Below are 12,024 nucleotides of genomic sequence, written 5' to 3' on the forward strand. Positions count from 1 at the left end.
CTACCTCTGTTCGCTTTTTTGCAAACGCTTGAGACTGTCCGCCGCATCTTTGCCTACCGCGCCGGCGGGGTGGGTGAAAAAAAAAGACTCCCACTCATAGCCGCGCAGACGCCGGGAAATCTCCACCAGAACATCCGTCAGCGCTGAAAACGCCAGCGTACAGCCGGTGGCGATAACGCCCCCCAAATCGCAGTCTTCCTCCAGGGGAATCGACAGCGTCATGTCCGCCATTTGGCTCAGGGGCGAGTCGGGGTTTGCCGTGATGACCACCAGATGACTGGCCAGGGTCTGCCCGCGCCGGCAAAAATCGTTCAATTCCTCCGAATTGCCGCCTTTTGAGAAGGCCAGGATAATATCCTCCGCCGTCAACGCGCCCAAACCGCCGTGTAAACCGTCCCCGGGCGAGAGAAAGAACGCGGGCGTGCCGCTGACGGAGAGTAAATGCGCGGCCCGCCGCGCCACGGAACCGCTGGTGCCGCTGCCGGTGACTAAAACCTTGCCATTGCAGGCGGCCAACAGAGCAGTGACGCGATCGAATACCGGCTGGTCAAAGAGTTTTTTAATGGCTGCTACCGCCTGGATGTCCGATTCGGTCACCTGCGCCGCCACGCCGGCGGCATCAAAAAAGTCTCGATTGCTCATATGTGCGTTCACTCCGCTCGATTGATGTACGCAATAAATTACTTTATTCAAATATTCGCGCAATTGCTGCCTGTTATTTATCCGATATCAATCACATTTTTCATCACTGAGGCGTTGTTAGGCACATAAAACAGTGAATCAGGTCTGAATTTTTTTACCATTGCCTTTTTTAGCATCGCTCAAATGAGCATGTTAAAAAGGAGCACACCAATTGCGGGTTTCCACCGGCGGCGCTATATAAAGCGCCGCTTGCCCCGGCCGGCCGGCGGGGGCAGATTTGCAATGTAACAAAAAGTTAATGAGGGCAGCGGCATCAGGGCCGGGGGGAGGGGGATTTCCCTTTTAGAGAAGCGGGCTATTTCAGGGGCAACGGGTCCAGGGCCAGCAGATAGCGTGCCGTACCGGCATCGGTGATAAGCGTAGTGACCCATTTTCCGATCAAGGCCGCGGCAATGGCGCCGTATTTTTCCTGGCCTCCGGCAATGGCCACGACTTCCGGCACGTTGCGCACCTGCTCATCCCTCATGGACAGGCTGAGCTTATCCAGCGGCGAGGGCACCACCTGGCCGTGCTTGTCCACAATGGTGGTGCAGATATCGGCGCAGACGCCGGCGGCCAATACCTGCCGGCGCCAGTCATCCGGAAAGGTGGTGAACATGCATGATGCCGGCGGATTCCAGGAGCCGATGCCGGTTATCAGTACATCCAAGTGATTATAACGCTCGTGCACCGCCGCCACGCTGGGTTCCCGCAGCAGGTTGCGCGCCGTTTCCTCGTTGTCCACCCACATGGGAATATAAATCGGGTGCGCCTTGCCGCCGCTGATATTGGCAATGCGATGTATCAGTTCGATGGAGTTATGGGAGAATTCCATGCCGGGCTGCGCGCCGGCGGCCTGTACCACATCCAACACCGGCAAATGGGTCAGGGCGTCGGCCACCGCCGACAAGACCCGTCCGGAGGCTACGCCGACGCTCATGCCGGGCATCAGCAATTCCTCCAACGCCGCCGCGCCGAGAACACCCAACTGCTGGGTAAGGGCGCTGGCGGGCAGATCCGGCCCCACCATCACCACCGCTTGATGGAGGCCGAATTTTTTTGTCAGTTGCTGGGAAAGGGCAATGTCTATATCTTCCTGCTCGGCGATGACAAATTTTACTAAACCCCGCTCAATGGCGTTATCGAGGATGCGAGCCACGCGAAACCGCGAGATGGTCATTTCATCGGCAATCTGGCTTTTGGTCTTGCGGTCGATAAAATAGGCGCGCGCCACGGTAATCGCCTGGATTTTCTGTAGGGGAAGAAGGGGCATCAAAAGATCTCCCGGCGCAAAGGACACAGGCCGACCACCGGAGGCCGGCCGTTTGTGATAATGTTGATATTGTCCGTTGCGCCGTCTTGTTTGCTCATTTGAGCGTAATCTTAGCTCATTGTATCCTCGCTGTCAGCTAACTTCTGCCGGCCATGGCGTGATATCAGAGGTAACGAGCGATAAATTTTTCCATATCGCGAAAATCCGCCATCCGTTCCCGCAGGGTCTCGTGATCCCAATGCCACCACTGGCTGCGCTCGATACGTTCGATGAGGGAATCTGAGAAACGGCTGCCGATTTGTTTCGCCGCCACGCCGGCGACAATAGCGTAAGGGGCGACATCCTTGGTCACCACCGCCGCGCTGCCCACCACCGCGCCGTTGCCGATGGTGACGCCCGGCATGATCACCGCGTTATGGCCTATCCAGACATCATGGCCGATGGTGACGTGCTGGGCGCGGCGCCAGTCAAAAATGGCTTCGTCGTCCTCACCGAGATCATAGTCCGAACCGCGGTAGGTGAAGTGGTGCTGGGCGATACGCTGGTAGGTGGGATGATTGCCGGGATTGATCCGGACATAGGTGGCGATGGAGACGAATTTGCCTACGGTGGCATAGGAGATCTGGTTGTGGCCGGCGGTATAGGAGTAATCCCCCATCTCCACCTCCTCCAGTATAGCGTCGTCCCCTAAATGGACGTACTGACCCAACCGGGATTGGTTCAGCGTCACGTTATTGCCTATCTTGGGTTGCGCTTCGATATTCATATTGATTCCTGTGGCGGATTAATCAGGGCCAGAAAGGCCGTTACGGTGTCGGCGATGGGGCCGTTGTTATCAAGCCAGGCGCAGCGGTCCGGCAAAGACTGCTGGTACTCAGCCGCTCGGGCCAGCCGCTCGGTAATCTCCTTGGCGGTTTCCCGTCCCCGCTGGCGCAGCCGCTGCCGAAGGTTGGCCGGCGAGACCCGCAGGCAGACCGGCAGCAGGCGCTCTCCGTAGCGTTGCTGCGCCTGGGCAAGATGGGCGCGGGAACCATTCACCACTACATGGCTGTCCCGCAGCAGCCATAAATCGATTTCAATGCCCAGGCCGTAATAGTAGCGGTGCGCCTGCCAGTGCAGCGCGAACAGCCCCGCGGCGCGGCGCTGCATGAACTCGCTTTCGCTCAGGGCAATGTGGTTCTCGCTGCCGTCGCCGGGCGGACGGGTAATGTAGCGATGCGAGACCAGCACAGAAGGCACCGGCCGGCTGCGCATCGCCGCCAGCAGGCTGTCCTTGCCGGATCCCGACGGGCCCATAAGATAAATGAGGCGGCTCATCAGTAAACCTGCCGGCCCTGGCGCCAGACATTTTTCACATAGATATGGCCGTCGTGGCGATTGACCAAAACCAGATCCCCGCGCTTGCCTTCGGCGATCAGCCCGCGATCGCTAAGTCCCAGGGCGCGCGCCGGATTCAGCGTGACCATTTTAGCCGCCTGCGGCAGGGTGTAGGCGTTGCTCTCGTCATGGGCAATGCGAAATACGGCGTCCATCAGGCTGGCGGGGTAATAATCCGAGGAGAGGATATCCAGCATGCCGAGAGTCGCCAGGTGTTGGGCCGCCACATTACCGGAATGGGATCCTCCCCGCACGATATTCGGCGCGCCCATCAAGACCTGCAGACCGTGGCGGCGAGAAGCTGCGGCGGCGGCTTCCGTGGTGGGAAATTCGGCAATGGCCGCGCCCAGGACGGCGGATTCCGCAACGTGTTCCTCGGTGGCGTCATCATGGCTGGCCAGGGCAATGTCGCGCCGGCGGCAGTGTGCGGCAATGGCCGTGCGGTTGGGCGCCGACCAGCGCTGCGCCAGGCCGGTTTGCTCCTCTTCGAACGCAGCCATCTGACCCGGAGTGAAGTGATATTTGCCCTGGTAATATTCGCGGTACTTCTCCAGAGAGGCGAACTGGCGCTGACCCGGCGAATGGTCCATCAGCGAGACCATGGACACGCCGGGTTTATCCACCAATTGCTCGAACAGCGGCAGGGTGCTGTGATGGGGCAGCTCGCAGCGCAGATGCAACCGGTGTTCGGCGCGGTTGCGCCCCGCCTGCTGGCTGTTGATAACCGCATCGATCATTTTTTGCAGGTTGCCCAGCCGGTGGCCGCCTTCGCGGACATCGCCCACCGCCACCGCATCCAGCACCGTGGTGATGCCGTTGGCTATCATCAGCGCATCATGGCTGCTCATGGCGGAATGGGACGGCCAGTCCACCTTCGGCCGCGGATTGAAATATTTATCCAGGTTGTCGGTATGCAACTCGATGAGACCGGGCAGCAGCCAGCCTCCTTCGCCGTCCAGGGCCTGCGGCAGCCGGCTGGGGCTCTCGCCGATGCGGCGGATAATACCGTCTTCCGTCTCGATGGCGCCCTCCACCACCTCGTTTTCCAAAACCAGCTTAACGTTATTGATGATCATTTTGACATCTCCAACCCATGGGGAGGCTGCATGGCATATAAACGGTCGGCTACCCGCGCCCGCACCCCGTCGTCGTGAAAGATGCCGACGATGGCGGCGCCGCGCTGTTTGGCACGTTCAATCAGCCCCACCACCGCCGCGCTGTTGCGGTTGTCCAGAGAGGCGGTGGGTTCGTCCAGCAACAGCACCGGGTAGTCGACGATAAAACCGCGGGCGATATTGACCCGTTGCTGTTCCCCACCGGAAAAGGTCGACGGCGCCAGAGGCCAGAGCCGCCGCGGCACGTTGAGAAGGGCCAGCAGCCCCTCGGCCCGCTCGCGGCAGATGCCCTCATCGATACCCAGCTCCAGCAGGGGCTGCATAACTACCTGCAGGGCGCTGATACGCGGAATGACCCGTAAAAACTGGCTTACCCAGCCGAGGGTATGGCGGCGTACCGCCATGATCTGCCGGGCGTCGGCGGGTACCATATCCAGCCACTGGTCCTGATGACGCAGCCAGATATGGCCGCTGTCGGGCAGATAGTTCGCGTACAGCGATCGCAGCAGGGTGGATTTACCGCTGCCGGAATGGCCGTTCAGCACCAGGCACTCCCCGGCGCTGACCGTCAGATTGGCATCCTCCAGCACCGGCAGGCGTACGCTGTCCTGGTTATGCAGCACAAAGGTCTTGCTCAGGTGTTCCACTTGTAATAGCGCGTTGTCTGGTAAATTTTGCATAAATTCTCTCGTTCAGGACAAAATGGACGACACCAGCAGTTGGGTATAAGGATGATGGGGATCGTCCAGCACCCGATCGGTCAGACCGCTTTCCACCACTTCCCCGTGCTTCATTACCAGCAGCCGGTGGGCCAATAAGCGCGCCACGCCGAGATCGTGGGTCACGATCACCGCCGCCAGCTGCATCTCCACCACCAGGCCGCGCAGCAGATCCAGCAGCCTTGCCTGCACCGATACGTCAAGCCCGCCGGTGGGTTCGTCCATGAACACCAGCTTCGGGTGGGTCACCAGATTGCGGGCGATTTGCAGCCGCTGCTGCATTCCGCCGGAAAAGGTGGTGGGAACATCGTCCAGGCGCGCCAGGGGAATTTCCACGTCGGTGAGCCATTGTCCGGCCTGGCGGCGGATGTCGCCGTAATGACGCTCCCCCACCGCCATGAGCCGTTCGCCGATATTGCCGCCGGCGGATACCCGCGCCCGCAGCCCGTCGAGGGGATTTTGGTGCACCACGCCCCAGTCGGTACGCAGCAGGCGGCGGCGATCGCTCTCGGCCATCCGGTAAAGATCGTGCTCCTCGCCGGCGCCGGGGCGGTAGATAATCCGCCCTTCCTGGGGCGCCAGTCGGGCGGAAATGGCTTTCAGCAGGGTGGTTTTGCCGGAGCCGGATTCGCCGACGATGCCGAGCACTTCGCCGGGGTAAATCTCGAAGGAGACATTGCCGAAGCCCTTGCCGGGGGTATAAAAATAGGTCAGGTTTTCCACCGACAGCAGCGGCGTTGAAGAAAGGGTTGCAACATTCATCAGCGGGACGCCTCATGTGGGGGTTGGGATAACGCCAGTTGCTGCCGGCAATAGTCGGTATCCGAGCAAATGAACATCCGGTTGCCCAGGTCGTCCAGTACCACTTCGTCCAGGTAGCTGTGGCGGGAGCCGCAAATGGCGCAGGGCTCGTCCCACTGCTGGACGGTAAAGGGATGGTCGTCAAAATCCAGGCTTTCCACCTGGGTAAACGGCGGCAGGGCATAGATGCGTTTTTCCCGTCCGGCGCCGAACAGCTGCAGCGCCGGCATCATATGCATCTTCGGATTGTCGAATTTCGGGATCGGCGACGGGTCCATGACATAACGGCCGTTGACCTTTACCGGATAGGCGTAGGTAGTGGCGATGTGGCCGTAGCGGGCGATATCCTCGTACAGCTTCACCTGCATCACGCCATACTCTTCCAGGGCGTGCATCTTGCGGGTCTCGGTCTCCCTGGGCTCGATAAAACGCAGGGGCTCGGGATTGGGCACCTGGTAAACCAGGATTTGATCTTCCGCCAGCGGCGTTTCCGGGATGCGGTGGCGGGTCTGGATAATGGTGGCCTCCACGGTGCGTTCGGTGGTGGCCGCGCCGGCTACCCGCTGAAAGAAGCGACGGATGGAGACCGCGTTGGTGGTGTCGTCCGCCCCTTGGTCGATGACCTTAAGCACATCGGTCGTGCCGATGATGCTGGCGGTCACCTGGATACCGCCGGTGCCCCAGCCATAAGGCATCGGCATTTCGCGGCCGCCGAACGGCACCTGATAACCGGGGATCGCCACGCCCTTTAAAATAGCGCGGCGAATCATGCGTTTGGTCTGTTCATCCAGATAACCCGGATTGTAGCCGGTCAAAATATCACTCATGGTTTTCCCCTCCGGCGGCGTATTCCCGGCGCAGGCGTTTAAGCAGCTCCAGCTCCGCCTGAAAATCCACGTAATGGGGCAATTTCAGGTGGGAGACGAAACCCGATGCTTCGACATTGTCGGCATGGGCCAGTACAAACTCTTCATCCTGGGCCGGGCTGGCGACGGGTTCGTCGTAATCCCCGGCCTGCAGGGCGCGATCCACCAGCGCCATGGACATGGCCTTGCGTTCGGCGCGGCCGAACACCAGACCGTAGCCCCGGGTGAAGTGGGGCGGTTCATCGCCCGGGTCGACAAAACCGTTGACCATTTCGCATTCGGTCAGCAGGATTTCACCCACCTCAACGGCGAAACCCAGCTCTTCCGGCACCCATTGCACGCTGAGATAGCCGCTGCGGATCTCGCCGGCAAACGGATGGCTGCGGCCGTAACCGCGCTGGGACGAATAGCCCAGGGCCAACAGGAATCCCTCATCGCCGCGCACCAGCCGCTGCAGCCGCGCCGAACGGGAGCCGGGATACACCGGCGGATGGCGGGTGATGTCATCCGGTTCGCTGCCGTCGTCCCGCTCGGCCCGCGCCAATCCTTCCCGGTTCAGCAAATCGAATACGTGGGCGCAGCTTTCCGGCAGCGGATCGTCCGCCTGGGGCGCCGTGGGCGCTTCCCCCTCCGCCAGCAGGGCAAAATCCAGCAGGCGGTGGGTATAATCATAGGTGGGGCCCAATACCTGACCGCCGGGCAAATCTTTGTAAACCGCCGAGATCCGGCGCTCAAGGCGCATGGTTTCGGTGCACAGCGGTTCGCTGACCCCCAGGCGCGGCAGGGTGGTGCGGTAGGCGCGCAGCAGAAAAATCGCCTCCACCAGATCGCCGCCGGCCTGCTTTATCGCCAGGGACGCCAACTGCCGGTCGTAAATGCCCCCTTCGGTCATGACCCGATCCACCGCCAGGCCCAGCTGTTGATCGATCTGTTCGCAATCGATGGCCGGCAAAGCGCTATCCCCGCGGCGCAGATGCTCCTGTAATTGATGGGCGGCATCAATGGCCTTCTCGCCCCCTTTCACTGCGACATACATCAGCACACCTCCACGTGGGTGGTTCGCGGGATTGCCAGCAACTGGTCGTCGCACAGCAGGATAAAATCAAGGCCCAAGGGAAAACGCCGGGACGGGGTCAATAAATAGTCCTTTACCGCCGCGGGCAGCGCCGGGGCGATATCGCGCCGTTCCTTGATACCCGGCCCCCTAAGGCGCAGCGGCGTTCCCTCATCCAGGGAGGCCACCTGCACCAGCACCGTGGCTCCCGACTCGGGCGAGGTTTCATCGCCACAGGGCAAGGCCAGCAAATCCGGCCCGGTAATCCGGTCATCGAACAGCGCAAAGCCGGTGCCCGTCAGCGCCTGCACCAGCGGAGCGCCGGTATGAAAACGCAGCGTGGCCTGCACGCTGTCGCTGCACAATGACGGCGTGATATATAAAGGCGTTTCACCGTCAGCCAGGGTCAGCAGCACGCCGGCGGCGGCGGGAACGACGGCGTCCCAGCGGGGACAATCGTCGAGGGTAATACGGTGGCCCGGTTCGCTCAGCGCTTTGAGCAGCAGCCTGAACGACCGCTGCGCCTGGACAACGGGATGGGTAAAGCCGGCAAGAAGCGTCATTAGCTGTCCCCCCTTACCAGAGTAAAGAAATCCACCCGACTGGCGGCGACGGCGCGAGCGCGCAGCTGTTGCTGTTCCCGTCGCCGTGCGGCCAGCGGCTCGATCAGCTGTGACTGCAAACGCTCCCGATACTCTGTTTGCTGCATCAGGGCGTCAATCAGCGCGCACAGGTCGGCGTGGGCCTTGTCGCGTCCGGCGATATAGCCGTAGCCATAGGTACCGTTATCCAGCTGAACAACCGCCCGGGTGACGGTCATATCCCCCAGCACAAAGCGGCGGCCGGTGGCGCCCATACGGGCCTGTAGCTGGGTGAGCCCGATTTCCGGCGCCCGGACGGCGCGATAGGCGGGATGCAGATCCAGTCCCTGCCAATGGTCCCGCAGCAGGGCGGCGGGACTGGACGCCAAAACCGACATCCAGCGTTGCCTGGCCTCTAAGGTATGCATTCAGTGCTCCATGGTCAGTTCAATCATATCGGCGCGCGTCAGGGTGACGGAGTATTCCGCCACCTTGTCGCCGCCGGCGCAGGTGTTGAGGGTGCGAACGCACAACAACGGAGTTTGGTTGGCCGCTTCCAGCAACTGGCTCTCTTTGGCCTGTGCGCGGCGGGCGCTGATGCGCGTCTGGCGGCGCACCAATGGCTGGTGTAATTCCTGCCGGATAAAATCGTGCAGCGAACCGCTGCGAAACCGTTGCAGCGCCGGCCACCAGAGCAGATCCGGCAGATAGTGATCGATGACGCTCAGCGGCACGTTATTCACCCTGCGCAGGGTGCGCAGGTGTATAACGTTTTGCCCCTCTTCGCAGCTCAGCGCGGCGGCGATGGAACCGCTGGCGGGACGCAGCACCGCCAGCAGCAGTTCGCTGGTGGGGTGGCTGCCCTGATCCAGCAGGTTCTGGCTGAAGTGGGCGCGGGCATGCAGGGGATAATCATAAGGCCGCATCAGCACCAGGGTGCCGATGCCCTGCCGGCGCTGCAGCCAGCCTCGATCCACCAACTGATCCACCGCCCGGCGCAGGGTATGGCGATTGACCTCATACCGTTGCGCCAACTGCTGCTCGGACGGCAGATAGTCGCCGCAGCGGTAATGGGAGCGCAACTCCTGCTCAAGCAGCGCGGCGATTTGCTCGTAGCGGGTAGGATAACTGGTCGGATGTCTAGACAAGTGCAGCATAATTAAAATCTCCGCTGACCGGATCATTCAGGTTTATTAAAAGAGGCAAGCCAGATGTTCTCGGGTTCAATGCCGACATAATGCACACCTTGCCGTGGAATGGGATTTATCATGCAGACGCTAAATGACAGCCGGGTTAATGGAATATGACGGAATCATGAACTCTGTAAGCGGGCGAATTTATTTTCTGGTAAGAGTATTAAAGATAAAAGAAAATTCGGAGAAACAATCAAAGTCTCTCTTGTTTAATTAATGATTAATTGCGTTTGAATGATGTCTCATCGGGGTCTAGGGAAGGGGGGGTATTAGCAGGCAAGAATAAAAGACTTTCCTGTTGCATACTTACCGTGATTTTTGTTAAATTTTCATCCCGGAAAAACGTAAATTAATACAATATTTTTTTTATCGCCGGCTGGATCAAGTCATTATTATGTCACCGGCAGGTCATCTTATCATCATTAAGTTGTCATAATTTAATCCGTTAATACCAACCATATCGCTGACCTCCGGAGAAATAATATGGCCCAGCCACTCCTCAAGCTTGCGCAGACACCCATTCCCGGCCAACAGCCGACGCGACAACAGCAAGTACTGGCGGTAAAAGGATTATATAAACATTACAAATCCCAGCAGCCGGTCCTGTCTGATATCAATTTCAATCTCTATGCCGGTGAATTTGTGGCGGTTATCGGCCGATCCGGCGCCGGCAAATCGACGCTGTTGCATGTATTGAACGGCACTATCCCTTCTTCCAGCGGTGAATTGCTGCATTATCGCCAGGAGGGGGATATTCTGGATATCGCACGCCTGACTCCACGGCAAATGCGGCGCTGGCGGGCGCAATGCGGTATGATTTTCCAAGACTTTTGCCTGGTTCCGCGGCTCGATGTTTTAACGAATGTATTATTGGGACGCCTGAGCCACACGTCGACGTTAAAATCCTTTTTCAAGATTTTCACCGACAGCGATCGCGCCAGGGCCATTGAATTACTGCAGTGGCTAAATATTTTACCCCATGCCTTGCAGCGGGCGGAAAATCTTTCCGGCGGACAGATGCAGCGGGTAGCCATTTGCCGGGTGTTAATGCAAAACCCGAAAATTTTGCTGGCGGATGAACCGGTAGCTTCTCTCGATCCGAAAAATACCCGTCGGATTATGGACGCCTTGCAAAGCGTTGCCGAAAGAAATATTGCAGTCGTGGTGAATTTGCATTCCGTGGAATTGGTAAAAGAGTATTGCAGCCGGGTTATCGGCATCGCCCAGGGACAGATTATTTTCGATAATCATCCCTCATTATTAACTGACGGAATATTGCATCGTTTATATGGCGACGAAAAAGAACAGTTACATTGATGGATTTTAAAATACAATCATGGCTATGGAAGAATGCATTTCGGGTGGTAATCAGGGTTAATTTATTGTATCAGCGAACTATTCTCTCTCTTTAAACATAAAGGCTATTTAATGAAAAAAATATCTTCTCTGGCTGCCCTTGTGGTCGGCTCCACCATCATGTTCAACGTGGCGGCGGCCGATGCGCCGAAAGAGCTTAACCTGGGCATTTTAGGCGGGCAAAACGCCACACAGCAAATTGGCGATAACCTCTGCGTAAAAGAATTTTTTGATAAAAAATTACACGTCGATACCAAATTGCGTAATTCTTCCGACTATGCCGGCGTAATCCAGGGTTTATTGGGAGACAAAGTTGATATGGTATTGAGTATGTCCCCGTCGTCCTATGCGTCGGTTTATCTGAATAAACCTGATGCCGTCGACCTGGTGGGGATAGTGGTGGATGATACCGACCAATCCCGCGGCTATTATTCCGTGGTGGTCGTGAAAGCCGACAGTCCCTATAAAAAACTGGATGACCTGAAAGGCAAATCCTTCGGTTTCGCCGACCCGGATTCCACCTCGGGCTACCTGATCCCGGATTTCGTGTTCAAGAAACAGTTCGGTGGCAATACGGATAATAAATATAACAATACCTTCTCCAGCGTGACCTTTTCCGGCGGCCATGAACAGGATATTCTCGGCGTGCTGAACGGCCAGTTCGAAGGGGCCGTGACCTGGACTTCCATGACCGGGGATTACAATAAAGGCTATAACACCGGCGCTTTCGGCCGTTTGATCAGAATGGACCATCCGGATTTGATGAAACAGATTCGCATTATCTGGCAATCGCCGATGATCCCCAACGGTCCGATCCTGGTGCGTCATTCTTTACCGGCGGATTTCAAAGCCAAGGTGGTTGACACCATCAAACAGCTGGACAAAGAAGATCACGCCTGTTTCGTCAAGGCCGTGGGCGGTACTCAGCATATCGAGCCCACCTCTATCGCCGAATTCCAGAACATTATCGACCTGAAAAAAGCGCTGACGCAGAATCGCTAATCCATG

The 12,024-nt window shown here is 58.3% G+C and carries 14 protein-coding genes; 2 read left to right on the plus strand and 12 right to left on the minus strand.

Translation table 11 applies throughout. The annotated features are described in order from the left end of the window. From ACL2XO_RS10760 to phnF, 12 genes are all read right to left on the minus strand, one after another. On the minus strand, positions 1-642 hold the full coding sequence (locus ACL2XO_RS10760) for an SIS domain-containing protein (protein WP_413723895.1): 642 nt from the start codon (positions 640-642) through the stop codon (positions 1-3). A 355-nt stretch (positions 643-997) separates the two neighbouring features. Then, positions 998-1,954, minus strand: coding sequence for a sugar-binding transcriptional regulator (locus ACL2XO_RS10765; protein WP_132922400.1), 957 nt, complete (start codon positions 1,952-1,954; stop codon positions 998-1,000). A gap of 163 nt (positions 1,955-2,117) precedes the next feature. Further along, positions 2,118-2,720, minus strand: a complete 603-nt coding sequence (locus ACL2XO_RS10770) for a DapH/DapD/GlmU-related protein (protein WP_413742668.1) — start codon at positions 2,718-2,720, stop codon at positions 2,118-2,120. Beyond that, on the minus strand, positions 2,717-3,271 hold the full coding sequence (gene phnN, locus ACL2XO_RS10775) for a ribose 1,5-bisphosphokinase (protein ID WP_132922398.1): 555 nt from the start codon (positions 3,269-3,271) through the stop codon (positions 2,717-2,719). Before phnN ends, ACL2XO_RS10770 begins: the two co-directional genes overlap by 4 nt. After that, positions 3,271-4,407 (minus strand): alpha-D-ribose 1-methylphosphonate 5-triphosphate diphosphatase, encoded by a 1,137-nt coding sequence (gene phnM, locus ACL2XO_RS10780; protein WP_413723898.1) that lies wholly within the window; start codon positions 4,405-4,407, stop codon positions 3,271-3,273. Before phnM ends, phnN begins: the two co-directional genes overlap by 1 nt. Continuing rightward, the gene (gene phnL / locus ACL2XO_RS10785) at positions 4,404-5,126 is read right to left on the minus strand and encodes a phosphonate C-P lyase system protein PhnL (RefSeq protein WP_413742669.1); all 723 of its coding nucleotides are present in this window, start codon (positions 5,124-5,126) and stop codon (positions 4,404-4,406) included. Before phnL ends, phnM begins: the two co-directional genes overlap by 4 nt. A 12-nt stretch (positions 5,127-5,138) precedes the next feature. Further along, on the minus strand, positions 5,139-5,927 hold the full coding sequence (gene phnK / locus ACL2XO_RS10790) for a phosphonate C-P lyase system protein PhnK (protein WP_132922395.1): 789 nt from the start codon (positions 5,925-5,927) through the stop codon (positions 5,139-5,141). Beyond that, positions 5,927-6,793: an alpha-D-ribose 1-methylphosphonate 5-phosphate C-P-lyase PhnJ gene (locus ACL2XO_RS10795; RefSeq protein ID WP_132922394.1), complete on the minus strand. Its 867-nt coding sequence runs from the start codon at positions 6,791-6,793 to the stop codon at positions 5,927-5,929. The genes phnK and ACL2XO_RS10795 overlap by 1 nt, the downstream gene beginning before the upstream one ends. After that, a complete protein-coding gene (locus tag ACL2XO_RS10800) occupies positions 6,786-7,868 on the minus strand; it encodes a carbon-phosphorus lyase complex subunit PhnI (RefSeq protein ID WP_413742670.1) in 1,083 nt (360 codons plus the stop codon). The genes ACL2XO_RS10795 and ACL2XO_RS10800 overlap by 8 nt, the downstream gene beginning before the upstream one ends. After that, complete coding sequence (gene phnH, locus ACL2XO_RS10805; protein WP_413742671.1) at positions 7,868-8,449, minus strand: phosphonate C-P lyase system protein PhnH; 582 nt, start codon at positions 8,447-8,449, stop codon at positions 7,868-7,870. Before phnH ends, ACL2XO_RS10800 begins: the two co-directional genes overlap by 1 nt. After that, entirely contained in the window at positions 8,449-8,895 is a 447-nt protein-coding gene (gene phnG / locus ACL2XO_RS10810) for a phosphonate C-P lyase system protein PhnG (RefSeq protein ID WP_413723902.1), read from the minus strand. Before phnG ends, phnH begins: the two co-directional genes overlap by 1 nt. Next, positions 8,896-9,624 carry a phosphonate metabolism transcriptional regulator PhnF gene (gene phnF, locus ACL2XO_RS10815; protein ID WP_203522067.1) on the minus strand — a complete coding sequence of 243 codons (729 nt, stop codon included), beginning with the start codon at positions 9,622-9,624 and terminating at the stop codon, positions 8,896-8,898. 519 nt (positions 9,625-10,143) lie between these two features. Here phnF and phnC point away from each other — a divergent pair. Both phnC and phnD read left to right on the plus strand, forming a co-directional pair. Further along, a complete protein-coding gene (gene phnC, locus ACL2XO_RS10820; protein WP_413742672.1) occupies positions 10,144-10,977 on the plus strand; it encodes a phosphonate ABC transporter ATP-binding protein in 834 nt (277 codons plus the stop codon). A 111-nt stretch (positions 10,978-11,088) separates the two neighbouring features. Then, positions 11,089-12,018, plus strand: a complete 930-nt coding sequence (phnD, locus tag ACL2XO_RS10825; RefSeq protein ID WP_132922389.1) for a phosphonate ABC transporter substrate-binding protein — start codon at positions 11,089-11,091, stop codon at positions 12,016-12,018. The last annotated feature ends 6 nt before the right edge of the window (positions 12,019-12,024 follow it).

This window comes from Sodalis sp. RH15, from assembly GCF_047324255.1.
Classification (GTDB): domain Bacteria; phylum Pseudomonadota; class Gammaproteobacteria; order Enterobacterales; family Enterobacteriaceae; genus Acerihabitans; species Acerihabitans ligni.